24 protein-coding genes and 7 tRNA genes are annotated in these 25179 nt (G+C 42.0%); 6 read left to right on the top strand and 25 right to left on the bottom strand.

Annotated elements, in window-relative coordinates; all coding sequences use genetic code 11:
* Positions 1-110 precede the first annotated feature (110 nt).
* A complete protein-coding gene (locus tag ACWM1W_RS05775; protein WP_461603310.1) occupies positions 111-932 on the bottom strand; it encodes a PhzF family phenazine biosynthesis protein in 822 nt (273 codons plus the stop codon).
* Positions 933-1048: 116 nt separating this feature from the next.
* Between ACWM1W_RS05775 and ACWM1W_RS05770 the strand changes: the two genes are divergently transcribed.
* Together ACWM1W_RS05770 and gloB are read left to right on the top strand one after the other, a co-directional pair.
* Positions 1049-1633, top strand: a complete 585-nt coding sequence (locus ACWM1W_RS05770; protein WP_214001360.1) for a flavin reductase family protein — start codon at positions 1049-1051, stop codon at positions 1631-1633.
* 120 nt (positions 1634-1753) lie between these two features.
* Complete coding sequence (gloB, locus tag ACWM1W_RS05765) at positions 1754-2488, top strand: hydroxyacylglutathione hydrolase (protein WP_261634901.1); 735 nt, start codon at positions 1754-1756, stop codon at positions 2486-2488.
* Between the two features lie 11 nt (positions 2489-2499).
* Here gloB and ACWM1W_RS05760 read toward each other — a convergent pair whose 3' ends face one another.
* Both ACWM1W_RS05760 and ACWM1W_RS05755 read right to left on the bottom strand, forming a co-directional pair.
* On the bottom strand, positions 2500-2724 hold the full coding sequence (locus ACWM1W_RS05760; RefSeq protein ID WP_448765306.1) for a hypothetical protein: 225 nt from the start codon (positions 2722-2724) through the stop codon (positions 2500-2502).
* Positions 2725-2795: 71 nt separating this feature from the next.
* Positions 2796-3940, bottom strand: a protein-coding gene (locus ACWM1W_RS05755) for an IS3 family transposase (RefSeq protein ID WP_375725726.1) whose coding sequence is annotated in 2 segments (ribosomal slippage) — positions 2796-3676 and positions 3676-3940 — 1146 coding nt in all. Because the reading frame shifts where the segments join, the coding sequence is not laid out codon by codon here.
* 537 nt (positions 3941-4477) lie between these two features.
* Here ACWM1W_RS05755 and ACWM1W_RS05750 point away from each other — a divergent pair.
* Positions 4478-4681 (top strand): hypothetical protein, encoded by a 204-nt coding sequence (locus ACWM1W_RS05750; RefSeq protein WP_004786362.1) that lies wholly within the window; start codon positions 4478-4480, stop codon positions 4679-4681.
* Between the two features lie 145 nt (positions 4682-4826).
* On the opposite strand, the gene ACWM1W_RS05745 is transcribed toward ACWM1W_RS05750, so the two are convergent.
* From ACWM1W_RS05745 to ACWM1W_RS05705, 9 genes are all read right to left on the bottom strand, one after another.
* A tRNA-Leu gene (locus ACWM1W_RS05745) sits at positions 4827-4911 on the bottom strand.
* 40 nt (positions 4912-4951) lie between these two features.
* Positions 4952-5025, bottom strand: a tRNA-Trp gene (locus ACWM1W_RS05740).
* A 33-nt stretch (positions 5026-5058) separates the two neighbouring features.
* Positions 5059-5143 (bottom strand) — tRNA-Leu (locus ACWM1W_RS05735).
* A 354-nt stretch (positions 5144-5497) separates the two neighbouring features.
* Positions 5498-5583 (bottom strand) — tRNA-Leu (locus ACWM1W_RS05730).
* A 384-nt stretch (positions 5584-5967) separates the two neighbouring features.
* Positions 5968-6052: transfer RNA gene (locus ACWM1W_RS05725), tRNA-Leu, on the bottom strand.
* 40 nt (positions 6053-6092) lie between these two features.
* Positions 6093-6166 (bottom strand) — tRNA-Trp (locus tag ACWM1W_RS05720).
* A 33-nt stretch (positions 6167-6199) separates the two neighbouring features.
* Positions 6200-6284 (bottom strand) — tRNA-Leu (locus ACWM1W_RS05715).
* Between the two features lie 107 nt (positions 6285-6391).
* Complete coding sequence (locus tag ACWM1W_RS05710) at positions 6392-7231, bottom strand: protein kinase domain-containing protein (protein ID WP_171065449.1); 840 nt, start codon at positions 7229-7231, stop codon at positions 6392-6394.
* Positions 7203-8711: a DUF3336 domain-containing protein gene (locus tag ACWM1W_RS05705; RefSeq protein ID WP_214001362.1), complete on the bottom strand. Its 1509-nt coding sequence runs from the start codon at positions 8709-8711 to the stop codon at positions 7203-7205. The genes ACWM1W_RS05710 and ACWM1W_RS05705 overlap by 29 nt, the downstream gene beginning before the upstream one ends.
* Positions 8712-8905: 194 nt before the next feature.
* Between ACWM1W_RS05705 and ACWM1W_RS05700 the strand changes: the two genes are divergently transcribed.
* Positions 8906-9778: an ATP-binding protein gene (locus ACWM1W_RS05700; protein WP_214001363.1), complete on the top strand. Its 873-nt coding sequence runs from the start codon at positions 8906-8908 to the stop codon at positions 9776-9778.
* Positions 9779-9834: 56 nt separating this feature from the next.
* On the opposite strand, the gene ACWM1W_RS05695 is transcribed toward ACWM1W_RS05700, so the two are convergent.
* The 3 genes from ACWM1W_RS05695 to tsaD all read right to left on the bottom strand — a co-directional run bounded on the left by ACWM1W_RS05695 (position 9835) and on the right by tsaD (position 13546).
* On the bottom strand, positions 9835-10878 hold the full coding sequence (locus ACWM1W_RS05695) for a hypothetical protein (RefSeq protein WP_214001364.1): 1044 nt from the start codon (positions 10876-10878) through the stop codon (positions 9835-9837).
* Between the two features lie 489 nt (positions 10879-11367).
* Positions 11368-12324, bottom strand: a complete 957-nt coding sequence (locus ACWM1W_RS05690) for a sensor domain-containing diguanylate cyclase (RefSeq protein ID WP_214001365.1) — start codon at positions 12322-12324, stop codon at positions 11368-11370.
* Positions 12325-12529: 205 nt separating this feature from the next.
* Complete coding sequence (gene tsaD / locus ACWM1W_RS05685) at positions 12530-13546, bottom strand: tRNA (adenosine(37)-N6)-threonylcarbamoyltransferase complex transferase subunit TsaD (protein ID WP_214001366.1); 1017 nt, start codon at positions 13544-13546, stop codon at positions 12530-12532.
* A gap of 146 nt (positions 13547-13692) precedes the next feature.
* Here tsaD and rpsU point away from each other — a divergent pair, with 146 nt between their 5' ends.
* The gene (rpsU, locus tag ACWM1W_RS05680; protein WP_001136722.1) at positions 13693-13908 is read left to right on the top strand and encodes a 30S ribosomal protein S21; all 216 of its coding nucleotides are present in this window, start codon (positions 13693-13695) and stop codon (positions 13906-13908) included.
* 33 nt (positions 13909-13941) lie between these two features.
* Entirely contained in the window at positions 13942-14388 is a 447-nt protein-coding gene (locus ACWM1W_RS05675; RefSeq protein ID WP_005235099.1) for a GatB/YqeY domain-containing protein, read from the top strand.
* 80 nt (positions 14389-14468) lie between these two features.
* Here the strand turns inward: ACWM1W_RS05675 and ACWM1W_RS05670 are convergent, their stop codons facing one another.
* The 10 genes from ACWM1W_RS05670 to gspL form a co-directional block, all read right to left on the bottom strand.
* Positions 14469-14828 (bottom strand): hypothetical protein, encoded by a 360-nt coding sequence (locus ACWM1W_RS05670; protein ID WP_214001367.1) that lies wholly within the window; start codon positions 14826-14828, stop codon positions 14469-14471.
* Between the two features lie 101 nt (positions 14829-14929).
* Positions 14930-16372 carry a M48 family metalloprotease gene (locus ACWM1W_RS05665; protein WP_214001368.1) on the bottom strand — a complete coding sequence of 481 codons (1443 nt, stop codon included), beginning with the start codon at positions 16370-16372 and terminating at the stop codon, positions 14930-14932.
* Between the two features lie 85 nt (positions 16373-16457).
* The gene (locus ACWM1W_RS05660) at positions 16458-17438 is read right to left on the bottom strand and encodes a 2-hydroxyacid dehydrogenase (RefSeq protein WP_214001369.1); all 981 of its coding nucleotides are present in this window, start codon (positions 17436-17438) and stop codon (positions 16458-16460) included.
* 22 nt (positions 17439-17460) lie between these two features.
* Positions 17461-18108: a hypothetical protein gene (locus ACWM1W_RS05655; protein WP_214001370.1), complete on the bottom strand. Its 648-nt coding sequence runs from the start codon at positions 18106-18108 to the stop codon at positions 17461-17463.
* 209 nt (positions 18109-18317) lie between these two features.
* Positions 18318-20207 (bottom strand): M48 family metalloprotease, encoded by a 1890-nt coding sequence (locus ACWM1W_RS05650; RefSeq protein ID WP_214001371.1) that lies wholly within the window; start codon positions 20205-20207, stop codon positions 18318-18320.
* Between the two features lie 91 nt (positions 20208-20298).
* Positions 20299-21834: an amidophosphoribosyltransferase gene (gene purF / locus ACWM1W_RS05645; protein WP_214001372.1), complete on the bottom strand. Its 1536-nt coding sequence runs from the start codon at positions 21832-21834 to the stop codon at positions 20299-20301.
* Positions 21835-21858: 24 nt separating this feature from the next.
* Positions 21859-22440: a CvpA family protein gene (locus tag ACWM1W_RS05640; RefSeq protein ID WP_005235088.1), complete on the bottom strand. Its 582-nt coding sequence runs from the start codon at positions 22438-22440 to the stop codon at positions 21859-21861.
* A gap of 5 nt (positions 22441-22445) precedes the next feature.
* A complete protein-coding gene (locus ACWM1W_RS05635) occupies positions 22446-23447 on the bottom strand; it encodes a quinone-dependent dihydroorotate dehydrogenase (protein ID WP_005235085.1) in 1002 nt (333 codons plus the stop codon).
* A 90-nt stretch (positions 23448-23537) separates the two neighbouring features.
* Complete coding sequence (gspM, locus tag ACWM1W_RS05630) at positions 23538-24017, bottom strand: type II secretion system protein GspM (RefSeq protein WP_214001373.1); 480 nt, start codon at positions 24015-24017, stop codon at positions 23538-23540.
* Positions 24017-25159 carry a type II secretion system protein GspL gene (gene gspL, locus ACWM1W_RS05625; protein WP_214001374.1) on the bottom strand — a complete coding sequence of 381 codons (1143 nt, stop codon included), beginning with the start codon at positions 25157-25159 and terminating at the stop codon, positions 24017-24019. Before gspL ends, gspM begins: the two co-directional genes overlap by 1 nt.
* Between the last annotated feature and the right edge of the window lie 20 nt (positions 25160-25179).

The raw sequence follows: 25179 nt of genomic DNA, 5'->3' as shown, positions 1-25179 counted from the left end.
ATTTACAGTCACTCTGATCTTAGAGAAAAGTCTTTATTATGAATAGTCTATTTTATAAGAGGCCAAATAAAATACCGCGCAATTTCACGGTATTTTATTGAATATATTAATTAAATATAAAGTTCGGCCAGCATAAACAGTTTGGCATAACCAGAAATTTCAATGCGGTCTTGTTCTTTTAATGCGCAATATAATACACCACCACGCTGAGAGGCCTGATAAGCCACCAGTTCAGTTTTATTTAATTTCTCCGCCCAGATCGGTGCAATCCCGGTATGAATTGAACCGGTGACCGGATCTTCATTAATCCCGTTACTTGGTGCAAAATAACGTGATATACAATCATATTGAGTATCGCCAGCGGTAATCGCGACATCCAGTAATGGACCCACCGCTGTAATCGCGGTTCTTTTTCCATTCAGCTGCTTCAGCAATTCAATATTGGGTTGCTCATCCAGCACATCCTGCACTGATTCATATTCAATAATATAACCTTGTGTATTCAGATAAACATTTTTAAAAGGCTTCGTCAGCGCCTGTCTTAAGGCTTCCGGATATTCTGTAATGAGTTCAGGCTGACGGATTGGGAAATTCATCCGGATTTTGCCATCTTCATCCTGGCGTACTGTAAAAATACCTAGATCTTTGACATGAAAATAAATGGTTTTTGCAGAGCTAAAATCCTTGAACAGTACAAAGCTACTGGCCAATGTGGCATGTCCGCAAAAATCCACTTCCTTGGTCGGTGTAAACCAGCGAATTTCATAATTTTCTGCATCCAGCACTTTGACAAAAGCGGTCTCAGACAGATTATTTTCCAGGGCAATATTCTGCATCAGGTGATCATCCAGCCAAGCATCCTGCACGATGACTGCAGCAGGATTTCCCTTAAATAGAGGCGTCGTAAAAGCATCCACCTGGTACATTTTCATTTTCTTTACTCCTGTATGTAGGTGTTTAGTTTAAAAGCTTTTTTCCAGAAGGGGAATTTTATATGCTGTGGATCAGATGATTTATTTTTCTCCCTTTTCACTCATTAAGGTTCTTTATGAACAATTCACATATTCAAACTGTACCTTTAGAAAAAGCCTATCGCCTGATTACGCACGGCCCAACAGTACTGGTGTCTGCCAATGATGGGCAAGACACTGATGTCATGACCGCTGCCTGGGCATGTGCACTCGAATTCAGTCCAGCAAAAGTCACCGTAGTGCTGGATAAAAGCACCAAGACCCGAAAAATAATTGAAAATTCTGGCAACTTTGCACTGCAGATTCCCACCCTCAAACAGCTGGAAATGGTCTATAGCCTGGGAACATTGAGTCTGTACAATGACCCAGACAAACTGGAGCAGTCCGGTGTGCAGTTATTCAAATTCGCAGATCAAGAGATCCCAGTTGTAGAAGGTTGTGCCGCCTGGATTTTATGTGAGCTGATTTCCGAGCCACATAACCAGCAGACCCATGACCTGTTTATTGGTAAGGTCATTGCGGCTTATGCCGATGATCGGGTGTTCCGTAATGGGCACTGGTACTATCATGAAGTCAGCGAAGAATGGAAAAGTATTCATCATGTCGCCGGTGGTCACTTCTATACCATTGGCGAAGCTGTCGCAGTAAAAGATGCAGAATAAATAACTGATCTTTTTAAACAAATTATATAAAAAATTCTTGCAAACAGGCGGCCTTGACCACAGTCAGACTGCCTGAATTTATGCTACTTTATCCATAATATCTGTTTGGTCTGATGTCTTATGATGCCGTTTAAAATCCACTGTATTGATGTCAAAAACTCATTACAAAATTATATCTGGTTACTTGAACATATACCGACGCATCAGGTCGCGGTCATTGACCCCACTGAAGCTGAGCTAGTTCAGGATTACTGCGCCGAACACGGGCTTGAGCTGAGTCAGATCTGGCTCACCCACTGGCATAAAGATCATATCGCTGGTGTTCCGGATTTAATTCGAAAACAAACATTACCGGTATATGGCTCAAAAGCTGAGCTGGAAAAAATTCCGTTTATTAACCATCCACTTGAACATGACGACCAGTTCAGTTTTCATGGTGTTGAGGTACAGATTATTGCCGTACCGGGTCATACCCTAGGCCATATCGTGTACTTCCTGGATGCCATTGATATGCTGTTCTGTGGCGATACCCTGTTTGCCATGGGCTGTGGACGGGTATTTGAAGGTACTTATCAGAAGATGTACCACTCTCTGGCTCGCCTGGCTGCCCTACCGCCACGTACCCAGGTTTATTGCACGCATGAATACACCTTGTCGAATGCACAGTTTGCCAAACATGTAGAACCGGATAATCCAGCAATTCTGGAGCGTTTCGAACAGGTTGAGCGTATGCGCATGCTTGGGCAATGCACCTTACCCAGTACTATTGCAGCAGAACTGGAAACCAATCCTTTTTTACGCGCAGACAGTGTCGAAGAGTTTCAACGTTTACGCGTGATGAAAGACTCGTTTTAAACTATAGCTGCTTAGAGCAGCTGATGCTTCTGAGCATAGTCATCCAGTTCTTGCTGGGTGACCACTCGTACCGCATTCATTTCATCAATCCTGACCAGCAATAATCCACCCAAAGCAGGTTGATAACGACGCGCACTACCGAATGGCGTATACGCCACCTTGGACTGTACCGAAAAATCCAGCCAGTCTTCATGACCCAGCATCACAGCAACCGGCTCCTGCCTTTGTTGCTGCATAAGTTCAATTAGAGGTGGTCCCACATGTTTGAACAACTAAAAGCGTATTTATAAGTGATATTCCGCTCTAGTTAAGCCACCTTGTTTTGTTGGGGTAGCTGATCATAGTAAAACTCATTTGGTGTCATTTTGTCTAGACTCGAATGAGGTCGTTTCAGATTATAAAACTCAAAATATGCACTCAATTGCTTTTTCGCATCTGTGACACTGCTATAAGCTTTGAGATACACCTCTTCATATTTAACGCTCCGCCATAATCGTTCAACCATCACATTATCTACCCATCGACCTTTACCATCCATACTGATTAGAATGCCATTTGATTTCAATACATCAATAAATGCATCACTGGTAAACTGACTGCCTTGGTCTGTATTAAATATTTCAGGTCGACCATATTTTTCAATAGCTTCATTTAATGTTTCTATGCAAAATGTAACCTCCATACTAATCGATACTCTATGCGCAAGTACCTTGCGGCTATGCCAATCAATCACAGCACATAAATAAACAAAGCCTTTTGCCATAGGGATATACGTTATATCCGTAGACCACACTTGATTACTGCGCTGAATAGCCAATCCTTTGAGCAGATATGGATATTTGCGGTGAGCTTGATTAGCCTGGCTTAAATTTGGTTTGCAATATAACGCATTAATGCCCATTTTCTTCATTAAAGTACGTGTATGACGTCGTCCTATATGATGTCCTTGACGATTCAACAAATCACGCATCATACGGCTACCTGCAAAAGGGTATTGCATATGTAACTCATCCATACACCGCATCAGCTTCAGATCTGATGCACTCACAGGTTTTGGGCGATAGTAATAACAACCACGGGAGACTTTCAGCAGCTGAGCTTGCTTAGATACTGAAATCTGAAGTGAGTCATCGATTAACTTTTGTGGTTGAAGCGGCCCAGTTTCTTCAACACACCTTCTAAAAAATCAATTTCTAATGCCTGCTCACCGATTTTTGCATGTAGTTTTTTTAGATCGATGGGTGGTTCTGTTGGAGCTTTTGATTGATCGAAAGCTTGCGAGGAAGCTGAAATCAGTTGATTTTTCCAGTCGATAATTTGGTTTTGATGAACATCAAATTCAGAACTCAATTCAGCAAGTGTTTTTTCTGCTTTAATCGCAGCAAGTGCTACCTTAGCTTTAAAATCATTTGAATGATTTCTTCTTGGTCTACGTGCCATAAAATACTCCATATATTGATGTTTATAACATCATTTGGGGAGCAAAATATCACTTATAAGTGTTGTTCAAATTTCCTGATCCACCTCTAATTTGCTGTTTGACGTACTGTTCAATATTTAATTCAGTCATCATCAATCTTATTTAAATTATATCCATGACAGTATAAAGGGCTGAGCCTAACACCATGATCTGAATACTCGGAAACTTTACTAGATTGTATATTTTTTCAGCCTTATTCAAACTCTAAAACTTCAAACCACGCTAATTCCTAATTTAAAATGAATAATATATAAACAATTATTGATTTAAATATTTGAATATTAATAACTATTCAAAAAATTATTTAGGCTTAAAATTAAAATATTTAGTTACAACATCTTGAAAATAATAAAAAACATAGACTTAGATGAAAAACCTTATATTTCGTCTATATTATCTTGTTCATTAAATCCACAAATTCAATTAAATTAATTTAAATAAGGGTATTTGCCCTTTAAAACGAAAATTCTCACCCTTATCTATGATTTAACTGATGAAGGAGTTATCTCGTGAAAAAAGTGGTTAAAGCAAAAAACGTTCTCGCATTTAGACTTTGGTTAGAAAAATTGGGGTATTCGGTTCGCACCCTGGCAGATAATCGTGGTTTTAGTTTCAGTTTTAAAAAAGAATATGGTCTGGTGACCTGCGATCTTTCAGGTAATGCATTGGCCATGCAGCTGGGTGAGGAGTTTGAAGATCATCTGAAAGCTTAAATTTAATTAATCAATGCAGTCATGATTTACCCTTTTATTTGAGTAAAATTCTATTATTCCTATAATCAGCCCATTTCGATGGGCTTTTTTTCGTTTATAAAATTTCAGGCAAAAAAAAACAAGGCATCAACCTTGTCTCTTTTGATGGTGGGGACGGAGAGACTCGAACTCTCACACCTCGCGGCGCTGGAACCTAAATCCAGTGCGTCTACCAATTTCGCCACGTCCCCATCAGGGTACCAACTTTGTGTTGGACTTTTTTTCAAACTTTGGCAGAGGATCAAGGATTCGAACCTTGACGAACGGTTTTGGAGACCGTCATGCTACCATTACACCAATCCTCTACTCGGCCATTTTACTCAATCTCTTAAGTAAATTGGTGGGGACGGAGAGACTCGAACTCTCACACCTCGCGGCGCTGGAACCTAAATCCAGTGCGTCTACCAATTTCGCCACGTCCCCGATGGCTGTGTATATTATAGAGATAGCAGGTCATTGACAAGTGATTTTACAAGCAATCACTGCCTATTCCGCTATAAATTAAACAGTTAATGCAATTTTTTTATTTTTTATAAGATTTAACAAGAAAACTCGGCCTTATGAGGTTTCTTTGCTACTGCTTTGAACTTGATCTCTAAGCCTCTCTAGTTCAATCCCAGCAGATCACAGACCTCTAGAACCTCACTTATCTTGATCAAGCATGTTGTTTAAACAATAAATTAATCCAATACAAAGAATAAAAAGCCGAGCCAATAAAAATGTCGCACTAAATTTCAGGCAAAAAAAAACAAGGCATTAACCTTGTTTCTTCATATATGGTGGGGATAGAGAGACTCGAACTCTCACGCCCAGAAGGCGCTGCGACCTGAACACAGTGCGTCTACCAATTCCGCCATATCCCCGTGGCTGTGTATATTATAGCGATCGCATCTGCTTGACAAGCGATTCTATGATCAACTCGGTGTTTTTATATCAAAAATTAATCAGTTAATTCTTTGGTGATTAAATACTGGCTTATTTTTAATAAAACCGCTTAATTTCATTTCTCCAATTTAAAAAATCAAGTTATTTGAAAGAGTGCTGAATATTGATTTTAATAGTGTTTAGATCAGCCAATTGATTGGATATTTTAAAGGACTTCCCTCTTCTCACCTTCACTGATACTTAGTTTGAGTATTTAAAATCTACTCATCGAAAGTAAGCGAATAATGAAAATGAGATTAAAAGATGGCTCAGCCTTAAATTCCAAGCAAAAAAAAACAAGGCATCAACCTTGTCTCTTTTGATGGTGGGGACGGAGAGACTCGAACTCTCACACCTCGCGGCGCTGGAACCTAAATCCAGTGCGTCTACCAATTTCGCCACGTCCCCATCAGGGTACCAACTTTGTGTTGGACTTTTTTTCAAACTTTGGCAGAGGATCAAGGATTCGAACCTTGACGAACGGTTTTGGAGACCGTCATGCTACCATTACACCAATCCTCTACTCGGCCATTTTACTCAATCTCTTAAGTAAATTGGTGGGGACGGAGAGACTCGAACTCTCACACCTCGCGGCGCTGGAACCTAAATCCAGTGCGTCTACCAATTTCGCCACGTCCCCGATGGCTGTGTATACTATAGGGATCAATTTCACCTGACAAGCTCTTTTTAAGAAAAAACTACTCGTTTGATTAAATAAAAAACAATATCCAATTTATTGTATTTTTCTCATGCAATTTCAGTAAGTAAGGCCTGTTTTACGGCTTTGAAATCAGACAATCTATCCTGTGAGTGCTTTCGAAGCATATTTTGTAGCAGGCTTTGCAAAGCTTGATATTGTGCAGGGAGCTCAGGTTTAAAATGCTGACAATGCAATAATGCCCAATCTTGATAATCTGTCGCTTCTAAACGTTGCCCTGTAAGCCACTCATAAAAAATGATACCCAGCGCATAAACTTCGCTCTGTAGCGACTTGGCTTGCCCTTGGAACAATTCGGGCGCCATATAACGAGGCGTTGCGTTCATTGCTTGGCTGGTAGTGTTGAGGGGCTGCACCTGCTCAAAATCAATCAAACAAACCCGATTCTGATAAATGACAAAATGCTCTCGTTTGAGATCAGCATGCAGATACCCGAGTTCTTGTAAGCTTATCAACGTTTCTAATGCCCGTAGTATATGCTGACGGACTTCTTGAATTGAAAACAGCTTAGGGCATACCTCAAAATGTGCTGGTGCATCAGGCAGGATCAAAGCCAGTTTGAAAGATTCATCTCCAATCTGAAACGGCTTTCGAATAGTTTGATGCGGAAGCATGAAAGTCCGCCCTTCTTGCTCACCATAAGCTTCATAAAAATCCAATTCATGACTTAAGCCAGTCTGGGCATAGTGAGAAATAGCCGTTGAATCCAGATTCTGGGTTTTTAACCACAATGCTGACCCGGTCTCAGGATTAAATTCTAGATAATAAAGACGGCGACCAAAACCCAGACTTCGGGCTTTGGTCTTAAGCTGAAAATCAAGCTGATGCAGTTTGGCGGGGTTAAGTAACAATATATTCCTGCTTGGCATCTGGAGCATGCTGGTAATTTAGCAGTTCCAGACAATGCTGAATAGTTTTACCTACCCGCTCCTGAGTTTCGATCAGAGAGATTTTTGGCCAGGTCGCCCGCTCACCTTCACGCTGCAACACCTTGAATAAATGCGGACGAGGATTTTGCAGCATATAGCTATAATGACGCAGGCTATATTTACCCACAATATTCACATCGCCATAGTAACGCTGATCCACCACGCCATAACCATGATCCAGCAAACGGCGGACTGGCGGCAAACTTCCCGCATGCTCACGGGCAAAATCCATAATCCCTTTGGTAAATACCACACTCTGACGGCGTACAATGCGTTTCGGCCAGCTTAATGTCCCTTTACGGAAGCGTGAAATATCATCCTGCATAAAAGGCACAATGTGTGGATTGGCCTGACTGGCAATGGTGTAATTGATATTGTACAGCCGCGCCATTTTCTCCTGCGGGAAATCGCTACGAACACTGCCATCTACCCAGCATGTTGCGCCCATATAAGGCGTATATTGCCCATCGTGGCGTTTACTGGTGAGACGTACCGGCGGGAACAAAATTGGCACAGCACAAGATGCCAGCACCGCACTCCAGACTAGTACATCTGGAGAGGTATAGGCATTCATGATCCGGGCATCCTGCGCTGCATCATAAGGCGCGACCGCAATATTAATATGTAGACCCGAAGTTTTTAATGCTTCTTCAAAGGTCATATCTCCCAAGTTTTCGATCAGGAATTTTTTCAGGTATTTAACATCCGCCAGACCACCATTACCCTTCAGTAATTCACTCATGGTACGGAAATGGAATGCTTCATGGAAAAAGTTATGACCTTTTAAAATATCCACATATTGTGCGGGTTTGGAGACGCCCAACATAGCGGTCATAATTGCACCAGCACTAGAACCCGACATCACTCGAGGTAACAGATCCTGTTCCATTAGCGCTTTACATACACCGGTATGAAATAAGCCGAGTGTTGCACCGCCCGAGAACATTAAAGCTGGCTGACCATAAGCACGTTGGCAGTGCTCAAAATATTCAATTTTCTCTTCAAGAGTCAGACAGGTACATTGTGCAGAAGCAATATAAGCCAAGCCCAGACTGACTTCTTCTACATAATCCTCAATAATTTTTTTAGTGCCGACATAAGTGACGGTAAACAATAAAGGATGGGCGATATTGGCAATATCGTAACTCAGCCCTTCACGCAGGATATACATCAGGTCACGAGTGCGTTTCTGCTGACGGTAACGTCTTAATTTCCCCAGTCGATGCGCAATCACTTCGGCATCAAAATACGGTGAACTATTATCCAATTTCCATTCTTGTGCCCCAGATTCTTCGTCGATCTTTAAGGCAATATATTTCCATTCTTCGTAAGTTTCAGCCTGCTGCAATTGCTGCTTCAGCTTTTTAATACGATAGGCCTGATGTGGATTGATATCCTGAGTAAAATCTTTAAACAGCATCTGCCCCTCTTCCCTATCTATATTGTAATTTTCAGACACCCTGCAGCCATAAACAAAAAACGGGCATCTATTTTCTTTGTACTACAATAACGAAAATTCACCACTTTAGGCAAATTATCACACTTTCCAGACTTTGACTGTGAATTTTACAGTGATAGTATTCTAGCCATAATTGTAAATGTACTGCTCAAATCATGGCGAAAATTGATTTACCTGACAATATCGTAAATGCTCTTTCTACTGTTCTTCTCCAGCTCCAGCAAAGCCTGCCTGAATTAAAACAAAGTCCTGATTTTTCTGCTTATGCCTATAAATGGCAGGCTGGAGAACTCAAACCCATTCACCAGCTTAAACAGATTGAACTGGCAGATTTAAAAGGCATTGAGCGACAAAAAGAAAAAGTCATTCAGAATACTTTGCAGTTTCTAAAAGGATTACCTGCCAATGATGTCTTACTCACTGGCTCTCGCGGTACAGGCAAATCTTCGATCGTGCGTGCCTTGTTGACTGAATATGCAGATCAGGGTCTACGTTTGATTGAAATTGAACGTGATGATTTGTCAGATCTTCCACAAATTCAGCAACTGATCGCCGGTCGTCCGGAAAAGTTTATTGTCTATTGTGATGACCTGGCCTTCAATGCGGAAGATGAAAACTATCGCAGTCTAAAAAGTGTTTTAGATGGCTCATTACAGTCCGGTTCCAGTAATTTTGTGATCTATGCGACTAGTAACCGTCGTCATCTATTACCGGAATTCATGCATGAAAATACCCCGGTGACCAAAGTAGATGTACCGCAATATACAGAGTTACATCCACAGGAAGCCATTGAAGAGAAAATTTCCTTGTCGGATCGTTTTGGTTTATGGCTGTCGTTCTACCCAATGGATCAAAACCTGTATCTGGAAATCGTTGAGCATTATTTGAAAAAGGCAGATATGCAACTTACAGCTGAAGCCCGTGCTGAAGCATTACGCTGGTGTCAGGCACGTGGCCAACGCTCAGGCCGTGCAGCCTATCAGTTCTCTAAACACTGGATTGGTTCGCAGCAGTTAAATTCTCTGTAAATTTTTCCCCAAATAAAAAAAGCTCCTTAATGGAGCTTTTTTTATAAGGTTAGTTCTTATTTTTTATTGCCAATAATCGTAGACCACAGCAGATCATCCAGCTCACTGCCATTGAAATAGACAGTCGCTTTTAAGGATTCAGGCTGATTCTGTTTAACCTCAATCACCTGATCATAACTGTCAGTAATTTTAAGCACCCCCTCTTTCGGCAGATGCTTATAATTATTTAACACCGTTTCGTCCATCTTGAATGATGTAGTCGTATTAAAATCAAAACTATAACGGTAATCCGCCAAATTTGGCTGACCAATAATGCTGTCGCTGCTGGTTAAGGTACGAATACCATTACTGCCACTACCATAGTCATCTACAAGGCTATAGTTATAATTACGTACCAGTAAGTATTCCTTGCTCAGCTCATCATACTCGGCGCCAGATTTACCCGCATTCTTGTCTTCCGCTACACGCTGAAATTCCAGACGGGCAATTTTATAGCTTTCCAATGCACCCAAATTGTTTTTGCTTTTGGTATGAACAATCGTACCTGAAATCAGATAATCATCTTTTAGATTAAAATCAACATTGGAACCATAATGTACATTGCTAAAGGTCAAGGTCGTAGTATCATCGTTGACCGTTTGGGTAATGGTTGAATCTTTGCGATAGGTTTTATCCAGAACAATACAGTTATTTTTATCGGTTTTTAATTTAAAAGTTTTCACTGCACCATTGGTATTCACTTCAGAACAGATCAGATTCGGATATTTGATGCTGTTCACACCCAAATTATAAATCTTGATAATACGGCTCGTGCGTCCATAAGGATAATCCGCAAAAACTTCACCAATCATATGACCTAACGCAACGTTATAGTCCGTATCATTACTGGTGCTATTGTTAATTTTGTCGCGGATTTTCTCGATGATATCGCGATCCTCAAAAGGAATAAATTCTTCTGAAAGTTCAGGAGAAATACTCTGCTCTGGAACATTTGGCGGTGTGGTCACTGTAGAATTGTCTGAGCTACCTCCACTGCCACCACATGCGGTAAGCAAGCCTGAAACCAAAACCAGCCCAAAGAATGACATCTGCTTTTTCATAAAATTTTATTCCCTAGAATTTCTTTGCATTTTTATTCACTGAGAATGAAAGATGGGTGTATTAAAACTGCACAATACAAACCCACTACCTGTCGATGATATTTTTTCTGGACAGTATTTCTTACACTCTGATCGTGCTTTATCTTTTAATAAACTAAGGATTAACTCTGTAATTTTAATTTATATTTCGAACAACAATTATCATAAGAAATGAAGCGCTTATTTGAATTTTTTTCCTTACCAGAGTCACTTTTCAACACACTTAAAGCACATTTAATTAGATCGATTAAGTTTGCAACAAAGCTTATAAAATTTGTAATGGTTAAGTTAAAGATGGATTGAATTTTCTTTTTTATGGAGAATCATGTTCAACTTTCATACATGGCGATGAAAGAGAATATTGAAAGATAGGATGACTTTAGAGCATAGAAAATAATCATTTTCATGATATGAGATGCTTAATCACTTATAGAAGATTTAAAGCGTGAATTATTTTAGATTGCTCGATTCACTGGATTTTTTCCGACGCTTATACTCAAACATGTTCTGATCCGCTTGTGCGAGCGCTGCAAATAAACCATGACCAGGATGACGCATCGCCATACCAATCGCTGCGCCAATGTTTGCTGCTGCAAAGGCATTAATTAAACGATCCACTAAACTTTCAGTACTCGTTTCATCATTTTCCACGCTAAGAATCACAAACTCATCGCCACCTAAACGGGCAACAATATCGTTGATCCGTACATTATCTCGTAATACTTGAGCCGCGTTTTGAATCAGCTTATCACCTTCATCATGACCCAAACTATCATTCACCTTTTTTAGGTCATTCAGGTCAATAAATAATACAGCGGCGGGATGACCATATTGCTTGCAACGCTCTTCTTCAGCTCGCAGCAGTTTTTCCCAGGCCCGGCGATTATAGAGCCCGGTCAATTCATCTTTACTGGCTTCTTCCTGCAATAATTCATGCTGTCTTATCTGCTCACTCTGACGCAATTCTGCCTGCAAGATCGAACTGAGCAATTGTCCCAATAACTCGATCAGTTGCATATCTTGCAAAATAGCTTCCGATTTGGTTTCTGGATCAATCGCACAGAGTGTTCCAAACAAACTGCCATCTTCTTTAAGGAGTGGCTGACCAATATAAGATTTTATACAGACCTGCTGATTAATCGGCGCTGTGGCGTATAAAGGAATTTCTTCAGAGCGGGGGGCAATTCTCGGGGCCTTACCTACGACCATATGAGAACAAAAAGAATCAGCCCACTGAAACACTTGGCCGGGTCGTATATCATAACCATGGTCTTCACTTTGCAGCACAATCCAGTCTTGGCCTTCTACTCGAGTGATCATCCATAAATTAAAGCCAAAATGCTGATGCAGATATTTTAAAACTGCCTGTCCCGCATCCTGAAAACTTTTGAAATTTATAATTTCCATCCGAGATTGCCTCTGCTGCGAACCTGTAAAAATATGCATGATATAAACTTAAGCTATTAAACTATTTTTCCGGTTTCAATAGAATATACGAGCTCTAAATACAGCCATAAAACTATATATTTACAACATACCGTTGCTATAAGTTTTCATTTAAAAATTCACAATAAAAAAAGAGGCCTAAGTCTCTTTTCTTCAAGCCTGAAATCTATGCCTCTGTCGGATTAGTCAGTTCCGTCATTGGCCAGCGTGGTGTGGTGGTCACCGCCAAGCCATCATGCTGTCCTGCTTTTAGACGCTGATAGCCCGCAAAAGCAATCATGGCACCATTGTCTGTACAGAGTGCAGGTTCCGCATAATAAACCGATGCACGAATCTTGGCTAAATCTGCTTCTAAACGCTCACGTAAACGCTTGTTGGCACTGACACCGCCCGCAATTACCAGACGTTTAAGCCCTGTTTGCTTCAATGCTTTCACCGACTTTTTCACTAAAGTATCTACAATGGCTTCCTGAAAACTGGCAGCGATATCGGCATCGCGGTTTTCATCACCGAGTTTTTTCATTTGTACAGAAACTGCGGTTTTTAGACCACTGAATGAAAATTCTAAACCTTGATGCAGCATTGGACGTGGGAAAGCAAAGGCATTCGGATCGCCCTGCTCAGCCAGTCTGGAAATATTCGGGCCACCTGGATATGGCAAACCCATCATCTTCGCAACTTTATCAAATGCTTCACCCGCTGCATCATCAATCGATTCACCGAGTAATTCATACTGCCCAATGCCATAAGCAGCCATGAGCTGTGAGTGACCACCAGACACCAGTAATGCCACAAATGGAAATTCCGGTGGCGTTTTAGAAAGTAATGGCGCCAGCATATGACCTTCCATATGATGCACACCAATCGCCGGTTTATTTAAGGCAAAGGCCAAAGTCCGACCAAACAGTGCGCCCGTCATTAATGCGCCCATCAGGCCCGGACCACGGGTATAAGCCACCGCATCAATTTCTGATTTTTTGATGCCACTTTGTTCAAACAGTTCATTCAGTAAAGGAATGAGTTTACGCACATGGTCCCGCGAAGCTAGTTCTGGTACGACGCCGCCATATTCAGCATGCAGTTTAATCTGGCTGTACAGCACCTGTCCGCGCAAACCCAACTCGCTGTCATACAGCGCAAGTCCTGTTTCATCACACGACGTTTCCAAGCCTAAAACGATCATTAAACTGCCTATAACCTGTATCAAATATATTGCAGCAACTATTATAGACTTGTGATATGAGATGTAAATGAGTAAAATACTGACCTTCACTTGTGATCGAGGGCAATTCGGCCCTGATCTTATCCATAACTTAATGAGGATTCTTCATGCCACAAGTTAAATTGAAAGAAGGCGAACCAGTAGACGTAGCTATCCGTCGTTTCAAACGTTCATGCGAAAAAGCGGGTGTTCTTGCTGACGTTCGTAAACGTGAATTCTACGAAAAACCAACTCAAGAACGTAAACGTAAAAAAGCTGCTGCTGTTAAACGCTACCAAAAGAAATTGGCACGTGAATCAGTACGTACTACTCGCCTTTACTAAGATTAATTTGTGATTGACTGCTTGGAATAAATAATGACTACTTTAAAAAACCAGATTACTGACGTATTGAAAGCCACTATGCGTGCCAAAGATATGTCAAAGTTGACGGTCATTCGTAGTCTGCAAGCAGCAATTAAGCAAATCGAAGTCGATGAGCGTAAAGAACTTGACGACGCTCAAGTTCTTGCGGTCATTGAAAAGCAAATTAAACAACGTAAAGAATCGATTAAAGCCTTTGAAGGCGCTGGTCGAGATGATTTAGCTAGTAAGGAACAAGCCGAAGTTGAGGTTCTCTCTCAATTTCTACCAGAAGCTATGACTGAGGAAGAACTTGATTCCCTGATTGCGCAAACAATTGAAGCGCAACAAGCTACTAGCATGAAAGATATGGGTAAGGTGATGAATTCTCTGCGTCCGCTCATAGCCGGGCGCGCCGATCCTGCACAAGTTTCAGCAAAAATTAAAGCAAAACTTGCTTAATTCCCCCATTCTATTTCAAATCTAAATCTGCGTTGAACTGCCTCCATTCTGGACAGTTCTCAGCATTTTCTTATTTATTCTTACTGTAAATTACAGTCCACATTATAACGTTTCAGCAACTGCATCTCTTTTGAAGATTTTACCTGCAGTATGACATCCTGCTTGCCTACATTTTGATACTGACGATCCAGATAAGCCCGGTTCTGGTCTGCCGCTTTATATAAACGATCCACATAGCGCTGCACAATCGCGCAAAACTGCTGATTCTGCGATGCGCTAAAACCCTGCTGCTGTGGATTTAAACCTTTTAAAAACTGACGTGATTCTTTTTGATAATCAGCATTAATCTGCTCAACGGACTGCACGTATTCTGCCGCACTAGCCGCCAATACATTTCCGCCACACCCCAATATCAATAAACCCAATAATATTTTTTTCATAAAATAATTAAAATAGACAACTTAGCTTTGCCCGGATTGTAGCGTGATTTAGTGAACTTCGGCTATATCTACTGAAGCTAAAAATCATTAGAAAAATAGACTTAAATTTTAAACTGTCGCGTTTGCTGCATCTGTTTTAAACGTTGACCAATGGTTGCTGACAAAGATTGATTATTTTTGCTGATGCGTTGAGCATGTATTAAGGATTTAATCGCAGTTTCTTCATAGCCTGACCAGTACTCTACTTCGGCACGATAACGTAAGACATTGGCGGCTTTTATCGATGAATCAGGTGCTGCATTCGCTGCCAGTTGCATTAATCTCCAGCCACTAACATCACGGGTATTGCTATTTAAAAAGGGCTGCACAATCGTTTTGGCCTGATCAGGTTGTTTGGCACGAATCAGGGTTTCGGCATATTTATAATTTAAAGCACGGTTTTCCGGCATGATCCTTGCGGCTGAACTAATGCTTTTTAGCGCATTATCCAGCTGATTTTGCCCCAGATAAATATCAGTCTGAAATAACACCTGCAAAGGATGCATTTTATTGTGCTTTTTGGCTTGATCCAGTGCGGTTTGTGCCGCCTGAAAATCTCCCTGTTGAAGCTGATAAGCCGTTAAAGCGAGCTGACCAGGAAAATCATTACGTTGCACCATTAAGTTGAGCTGTTGTTCAGTAGTCTGACGTGACAGTACCCGTGTATACCATTTAATGATTTCAAAATCCTGATCATTTAAATTACGCTTAACCGCAGGCAGCTGATTGGCACGCAAACGTGCTTCACTCATACGCTCAGTAGTTAGAGGATGCGTCAGCCAGAAATCAGGCATAAAGCTTAAACGGCTAGTGGAACGATGCATCACTTCAAAGAAATCCGCCATACTGTGCGGACTGTATCCGGCAGCATACATATATTGCATGCCGATCCGGTCCGCCTCACGTTCCTGATTACGGCTATAAGTTAATTGCTGATCCAGTAGAGCTGCCTGAGAACCCATCATCACTGCTGCACCTGCATCACCATCTGCCTGTGAAGCCACTAATGCACCCACCAGAATCCCTGCCAGGGCCAACAGTCCTTGTCCTTTAAAGGTTTCTTGCGAACGACTGTAATGACGTTGTGTGACATGTGCAATTTCATGTGCCATCACCCCTGCCACTTCATCCGTATTTCGAGCAGAATTAATCAAACCCGCATTCAGGGCAAATAACCCACCAGGTACCGCAAAGGCATTAATTTGCGGATCATTGATTACCATTAAACCGATCGGTTGCTGTAATTTGGTCTGACTGAGAATTTGGGAAAATATGGAAAGTAACTGATCTTCAAGCCATGGATTCTGAATCACAGGCATTTGTTTCTGGACTTGACGATAGACCTTTTCACCAATCATTTGTTCTTTTTGCTGGTCGATCAATCCGACGCCCGCACCAATATCCGGTACAGAAAATTGTGCAGCAGGCTGATTAAAATAATCATTATCACTATGTCCTGCTGCTGCACACAGACTTAACCCGCACGCCAATACCAAACGTTTCAATGAAAAATCTCTAAAATTCAGTTTCAACCTGTCTCGAATATAGCATCGAAAAATGAGCATAGATGCAGGAAAATGTTATTTAATATTACTTAGATGAACCAATCACTTGCGGATTCACCACATAGCGTGGCACCCGCCCTTCAAGTGCATCGACCAGATTCTGATAAGCCAGCTCAGCCATTTTTCGACGTGTTGCCACTGTGGCCGAACCGACATGAGGCAAGGTAATAACATTATCCAGCTCAAATAATTCTGATTCTTTTAAAGGCTCTTTCTCATAAACATCCAGCCCCGCAGCAAAAATTTGGTTGGCTTTTAAGGCTTTGATCAAAGCCTGCTCATCAATCACAGACCCACGGGAGATATTCACCAGCACCGCATGTGGCTGCATTTGTGCCAGTTGTTCGGCTCCAATCAGAGCTTTTGATTCAGCATTTAAATCCACGGTAACCACCACAAAATCTGAGCGCTGCAAAAGCTCATTCAGAGAGCAATACTGTGCATTGAGGCCTTGAGCCAATTCCGGTTTTTCATGGCGATTATGGTACAGGATATTCATATTGAAACCGTAAAACCCACGACGTGCAACTGCTGCCCCAATATGCCCTAGGCCGATTATCCCCAGCGTTTTTCCGAAAATATCCACACCAAACTGTGCTTCACGTGTTGTACGGTGCCATTGTCCCTGCTTGGTCCAGTGATCCAGATAAGCCACTTTGCGTGCAGCTGCCATTAATAGCGCAAATCCCAGATCTGCCGTGGTTTCAGTCAGGACATGGGGGGTATTGGTCAGATAGATATTTTTTTCATTCAGATAATCAACTTCATAGTTGTCATACCCGACACTGACACTAGAAATGATTTTAAGTCGGGTTGCTGGTGCCAGATTATCGCGATTGAGCAGTCGGCCTGTCCCAATCATGCCATCGGCATCGCGCACCTGTTCCAGCAACTGCTCATGCACATTGCCCAGTTTCGGCTGTAAGGTCACTACATTAAAATTTTGTTCGAGTTTTTTTTGGACATCCTGATCGATCTGGCTGAATACAATCACTTTTTGTTTCATATGTCCCTATTCCACATCAATATTAATCTGAGTTCGCTGGCCTGTTTTGCATAAACTGCCATAAGCGTTTTTTATGTATTGGCTGATCCAGCATTTCCTGTAAAGATGCCAGTTGAATCATTTTATTATGTGTCACATGCGGAATAGAGCCAAGGGAAATGATATTTTTTTCCAGGCTCATCATGTCCAGAAAACCTTGAATATAAGATTCAACACCTCGACCATCTTGCAGATTCACCCAAGGAAATGGCCAGTTCAGTTCATAAAATTCACTTTGCAGAGCACGCTGGATGTTGATCCATAAAAGCTGGGTTTGCTCGGTCATTTCTGTGGCATCGATGACAATCGTACAATGTTCCAAGCTTAAAGCCTGCAAGTTGAATGGCGGAATATGTAGAATTTCCCGCTGTTCCTGAATTGTTGCAACAACTACTGGCGCTTCACTTTTAGCTTCAGCTTTTGCTTCAACTGTAACAGGCTCAGGCGCAATTAAAGGAGCTTTTGCTACCGGAGCAATCTGAGCCGGTTGTGGCAGGATGATTTCGCTATGCAATTCTGCTGGGGCCTGATCACGCCAGATCGAAACCTGATGCTGCTGACATACGTCGCCCTTGGGAATCCAGATATCTATTCCTAATGTTGCCAGTATGTCACGCTGATGCCCAATCATCTTTTCTTCATCACCTATTTCAGGTCGAACATTTTAACGGGATTCGCTTTTCTTTGCCGAACTATTTCCAGTTTTTCACTCTCTATCTTGAATCATTTTAACTCAGAATAGAAATCAATTTATAAGATTACTTTTTTTCTACTGCAAGTTCTTTTATAGATCAGTTCTTGAAAAACTGGACTTAAATACATCTTCTTAATTTAAAAATATTAGATAATCATCAAGCTGTTTTTCTTAAGCATTTGCGAGGTAATTTCATTGGATTCAAAGCCCAAGCGCCAGTATAAAAGCTCCATCACATCCAATTCATCCTGAGTCATGATCCGGTCGCTCCACAGGCAAACTTCTGCAATTCCCAACATGCTCAGACGATCACGCAATAACAATCCGGCAATATCATTTAAAATCTCAGCTAAATCAATCGGCTCATCTGAGATTTCACTATACAGCTCAAGTTCTCGTGGTGTCAGAATACGATTTAAAATCTTTTCCCTAACTTCCAGCTGATTATCGCTATTAATCTGCTGCACATGCAGCAAGGCATCAATCAGACGTACAATCTGTGGTTTGACCTCATCCAAAGACGTTGGCGTATGCATCGGCAGTAAATTCAGTTCATACTTCACCCGCTCTAGCAATAAAGCATCCAGCAAACCGATTTCACCATCTTCCTGAATAATCCTTGCCAGCTTCATTAAAAACTGCCGTGCAACTGTGGTAGGCATTCCACCAATATTTTTACAGGCTTGCTGGAAAATCGAGATATGTACCCGTCCATCCAGATTTAATAATGAATCAATAATCGCACGACTGACCTCTGCCTCGGTCGGAATAAATTCACGATATTGCCGGATCATCAAAATTGCGACCATCACTTCACGTGAACCGGTCGAAGTTTGCAAAGCACGTTCAATCAGCTCCGGACGCGGCATATTGGCACGCAGCTCCGGATTTAATGGCTTGATGGCATCTTTAATGGCGAAGCTAATTGGAGACAAGCGTAACAAAGGCAAAGGTTGTGGGGATTCCCAGACTGCTGTGCTTTCAGGCACGACATCTTCGAGTGAACGAAACAGACTAAACAAAGGCTGGTTTTTTAATTTCTTCAGATTTTCAAGCTGCAGATCCTGAATCAAGGCAGGATTTAATTCATAAATACGCTGATTAATATTCGGATGAATATTCAACCAGTTCTGTGGACTTAAAGAATTGGCAAAACACATATGTGAAATGGATTCGGCATATTCACTGTAAATCTGTGAACCTGAATGATGCACATGAATGCGCAATAAAGTCTGAATATTGGCATCATTCTGAATCAGGCGTCGGGTTTTCTGGTCATTTTTATAGGTACGTCCGCCCAATGAAATATATTTAATAAAACGTGTAATCAAAATACCCAAGCTGCCAATCAACCAGATGACTGCTCCGATTGAGACATAGAAAGTTTCAAACTTGTTTTCGCGAGGTACATCATTTCGATAAAACCCCAACTTCGCAATCTTGCTGCCCCACTGGCTAAAAGTGGTCAGACTGCTATATAGAATTTTCAGGCGGGTATTTTCAGCTGTTTCACCAGATAGAATCTTGTTAAATTCATGACTGAGCAAGCCATAAAGTTCAATTTCATCAAGAGTTTGTAATGCACCCCAAGTCAGAATAATAGCAGTATCACGTGGACTAAAACCCGCTGTTAATGCATTAACCCCCACTTCATTCGGCAGGACATACATAGCTGGCGGTTCAATCAGGAACGTATCTGCCAGTTGAGTATTGATCCGTAGTGCAGCACTTTCTTCCGGGATACTTTCCATTTGGTTCAGTCGACGCGCGCCCATTTGCTGGGCTAAAGAATAGCCGCCGGCACGAAACGTATAAAATTCATAGATGACCGAAATAATCATCAAGAACAAAACCAGTGCTACCAGATAAGGACTAAGGACATGCCACCATATCGACTGGCCAGGATCAGCATAGAAAACAAACAGGCCAACCACTGTATTGATAATCAGAACTGTTAATAGTATCGCAATCAGACAAAAGCTGGCTAGCAATAGCATATTCTTGTTTTTGACCAAAGCATATCCTACGCTTTTCAATCTACCACCCTAACTGATCTGGTCTTTCCTTGGGCTCATCATAAAACAAAAAAGCGGGAAATTCCCGCTTTTTCATCATGATTTTAATTGCTTAGACTTCGCGTACACCGGTCAGATCAACTGATGCTGCATCAATATTCACATCAATAAAATTGTCGCCTTTTTTGACGCCATCACTGCGTTTTTGCTCTAATTGATCGAGGTATTCAGCATTAATTCCACCTGCGACATACACACCATCAAATACAGAACAGTCAAATTCACGCAAATGAGGAACTTTTTTGGTACGTACTGCATCTTTCAGGTCTTCCAGATCCTGGAAAATCAGACGGTCAGCACCAATAATTTCACGGATTTCTTCTACACTACGTTCAGAAGCGATCAGTTCAGATTTCGCCGGCATATCAATACCGTATACGTTTGGATATTTCACCATAGGTGCCGCAGAAGCGAAGAATACTTTTTTCGCACCCGCATCACGTGCCATCTGAATAATTTCATTACAAGTCGTACCACGCACAATCGAGTCATCGACTAGTAGAACGTTTTTGCCCTGGAACTCGAGCTCAACCGGGTTCAGTTTTTGACGTACTGATTTTTTACGCAGTTGCTGACCTGGCATGATGAAGGTACGGCCGATATAACGGTTTTTCATGAAACCTTCACGGAATTTCACGCCCAGCATATTAGCCAGTTCAAGTGCAGAAGTACGTGAAGTATCCGGAATTGGAATCACCACGTCGATGTCGTGCTCATCGCCCCACTCGCGCAGGATTTTTTGTGCCAGCTTCTCACCCATTTTCAGACGGGCTTTATACACAGAGATCCCATCAATGGTTGCATCTGGACGGGCAAAGTACACATATTCAAAAATACATGGACGGTATTCTGGATTTGCTGCACATTGCTGGGTAAAGAAGTTACCGTCAGAATCAATGAAAACCGCTTCACCCGGTTCGATATCACGCTCAACCTTGAAGCCTAGCGCAGTAATCGCTACAGATTCAGAAGCAATGATATATTCCATACCATTTTCTGTTTCGCGCGAACCGTAAATCAATGGACGGATACCGTTTGGATCACGAAAACCTACCAGACCTTGGCCAGTAATCATCGCAACAACGGCATAACCACCTTTACAACGCTCATGTACACGCGTTACAGCCTGGAAAATATCTTCAGATGTTGGTACCAGCTTGCCACGTTTTTGTAATTCGTGCGCTAGTACGTTTAGTAGCACTTCTGAGTCTGAATCAGTATTCATGTGACGCAGATCAGTTTTGAATAAGTCATCATGAATTTCTTCAGCATTGGTCAGGTTACCGTTATGCGCCAGCGTAATCCCATAAGGTGAGTTTACGTAGAATGGTTGCGCTTCAGCACTGCTTGAGGTACCTGCCGTTGGGTAACGCACATGACCAATACCATAATTACCCTGAAGAGCACGCATATGACGGGTATGGAATACATCACGCACCATACCGACATCTTTACGCAGGAACAGACGGCCTTCCTGACAAGTCACAATCCCAGCTGCATCTTGTCCACGATGTTGTAACATCGTTAATGCATCAAACAACATTTGGTTAACAGGTGATTTACCAGCTATACCAACTACTCCACACATAGCAACCTCGCAGACAAGCTAGGATTAATAAAAAGGATTATTCGTTGACGCATCTGAACTCTTGGCCTTGGATGCCGGTTCAGATGAGGAATCTGAAGGTTTCTGTGCCCCTTCAGACTTGATATGTTGCAGGGCGCCATTTGCGGCTTCTTTGGAGAGCTCTGTTGCCCAAGGCGCATATGGCAATAAGACCTGTATAAATTTAGACTGCTTCCAGTGCGGCGAACTTTCGACCCACGGACCAATACCCTGCATGGTAATCAGAACAATCAGCAAACCTTTCAGGCTGCCGAAAACACCCCCCGCAAGACGATTCAGCGGACCAAGTTTCAGGGTTTTTAAAATGCGGTTGAGCAGAAAGGTGACAATCCAGGTGAGTACCACAATCATCAGAACAATAAAGGCAAAGGCTGCAATCTTCTGTACCACTGGATCTGTACTGAGAGCAACCATTGAGGGCGCAAGTAGTGTTGAATATTTCGCCGCAATAATCAAGGCAAAAATCCATCCCACTAAGTTCGCAAAGGCTTTGATAAATCCTTGGCGCAAACCGTTGAGCCCTCCAATGAGCAAGATAATCAGTAGAAAGATATCAATGGCATTCATAGGACTTAAAGCGCGGCTACACAGTCTTTAACCAGTTCCGGCCCAGTATATATGAGGCCACTATAGACTTGTACAAGGCTTGCACCAGCTTTTTTCTTGGCCAGCGCATCCGCACCTGAAAGAATACCACCCACACCAATCAATGGAATTTGTCCCTTTAATTCCTCTGCAAATGCAGCCAGACATGCCGTGCTTTTCTCAAAGACTGGCGCGCCTGATAAACCGCCCGCTTCTTCTGCATGCTCCAGACCTTCCACACCTTCACGTGACAATGTGGTATTGGTCACGATCAGACCATCAATCTTGTATTGCAATAACTGCTTGGCAATAAAGGCAATATCTTCAGCTTCAAGATCCGGTGCAACTTTTAATACCAGAGGAACGTAATGCTGATGTTCCTGAGCCAGTTCCAGCTGACGATTCTTCAGCGTTTCCAGCAATTCAGTCAGTGCATCGCCACTTTGTAAACTGCGCAGGTTCTTGGTATTTGGAGAAGAAATATTAACGGTGATATAGGAAGCATAATTATAGACTTTTTCTAAACAAATAAGGTAATCATCTACTGCTTTTTCTACCGGAGTATCAGCGTTTTTACCGATATTGATTCCCAGTACACCTTTAAATTTTGCAGCTTTAACGTTTTCAATCAACTTATCCACGCCATCATTATTAAAGCCCATACGGTTAATAATCGCTTTGGCTTTCGGAAGACGGAATAAACGTGGATGAGGATTACCAGGTTGCGGGCGTGGAGTAATGGTACCAATTTCAATAAAACCAAAGCCTTGACTGGCCAAGGCATCAATATAGGCACCATTTTTATCTAACCCTGCTGCAAGACCGACCGGATTAGGAAATTCGATTCCCATACAGGTCACAGGTTTCACAGCAACATTTTGACGCATCATGCCCATTTTATGGGATGATTTTAATAGTGATAGTGTCAGCTCATGTGCACGCTCTGGTGCTAAAGAAAACAACAAAGGGCGGGCTAGAGAATACAACATATCTAGAAAAGTCTACTGCTTTTTAAGTCGGCATATTATAGGCATAGGCTGACAAAAAAACCATGCTTTGCAAATCTTTATTTTTACCAGTTATTGCACAGTCGCTGTTAATTTAATCTGCCCTGCTTCATTATTTAGTTCCATTTTCTCGATACTTAGCCCCATTTGTGCCAGCTGCGTCAGGAAGTTGGCCAGCACAGAATAATTTTCATGAGACAGCATCAACTGAATTTTTCCATCCATTTGCTGTGATGCAATCGACAGCCCTTGTTGCTGGGCAATGCGTTGCACTTTTTCTGCTGCATCTAATTGCAAGTCTCCTGCCGGCTTCATGGTAACCGCATTGCTTTGCATCCAGACCAGCGTATCTTTTAGATCATTTAAACGTTTCTGCTGGGTATCTGCTGCCTGATGCATCGCCCAGAGTGCACTTGCAACAGCGGTCACCAACACAAAGATCGTTGTAAAGATCACCAGAATGCGTTCACGTGCTGACAAACGATCCAGATAATCGGTCAGTTTTTCAATTTGCAGATCCATACGGTTCTGTAAAATTTCAATGGCTTTCATTATTGTATTTTCACCAGTCCTACGACGCCTGTTCCATTCGCCTGTATATTTCCCAATTCCACTTTAAAGCCCTGCTGCCCCAGTTGCTTGGTTAAAGTATTTAAACTTTCAGATGAATTGGACTGTAATTGTAGACTCAATCCTGACGGGTCATAATTGACGCGCTGTGCCACAATCTGGTTTTGCATTAGTACCGGCCCGACTCGGCTGATGAGCTGTAAGGCCTGAGTGTCTGCGGTCTGGCTTTGACGAAGCTGAGCTTCGAACTGGCTTTTAATGTTCTGCTCAGTGACCGGATAATTCTGTCCGAACCAGTATTTAAACTGATCAATCGCCTGCATTGCAGTGGTATTGGCGACTTTCTTATATTGGTACCAGCGCACTGCATCGTAAGTGACCTGCAGTACCAGAATCCCAAGAAAAACCGCCGCACAGGCTTTCCAGTAACCAGAAACAGTATGATCCGATTTACCCTTTGGCAGGATATTAAATGGATGCTGTTTCGGTTTTTTTAGCATTGGCAACGTATATTGGAACGAGTTTAATTGTTCACGTGTTGCTACTGCTTCTAAACTACTCATTTGTTCAGGGCTGAGATTGCTGACCTGATATTCCAGATCTTTAGGCTGAAAATCCAGATAAAGGCTCAAATCATCCACTGACTGGCCGATATATTCAGCTTCACGTACCAGCAAATGCCCACCAATTTGTGCAATAGCGCGCTGCTGTGCATGTTCAGGCGCTGGCAGGACCAGAAAGTCTGGCAATAAAGCAGCGACTTTAACAGGAATCAAATTCAGGGCATGCTGCAAAGTTTCAACTGTAGAATTTGCAATCCCCATAATACTGATCTGGTCAGGCTGCTGAAAATGATGCAGCACTTTCATGGTATCGACAGGCAGTACCACATATTCTTCTAACAGATATTTGATGCCATCATTGCCCATTTTTTTATATTGGCTCTTTGGCAAAGTCTGCTGCAAAATCTGCACATGACGACTTGGAAAAAAGACCGTCGCCTCTTCACCATGATAGGCCTGAATATCCTGAATCAGCTGCTCGAGTGTCGCAGCAGTGCTCCAGAATTCCCCCTTTGACCATTGCCAAACCCCATTGGCTTCCGGCATCCATAAATACAACATCGATTGTGTTCTACCGTTTT

This window comes from Acinetobacter sp. TW_SC_4, assembly GCF_054861205.1.
This window is presented reverse-complemented; position numbering and strand designations above follow the sequence as displayed.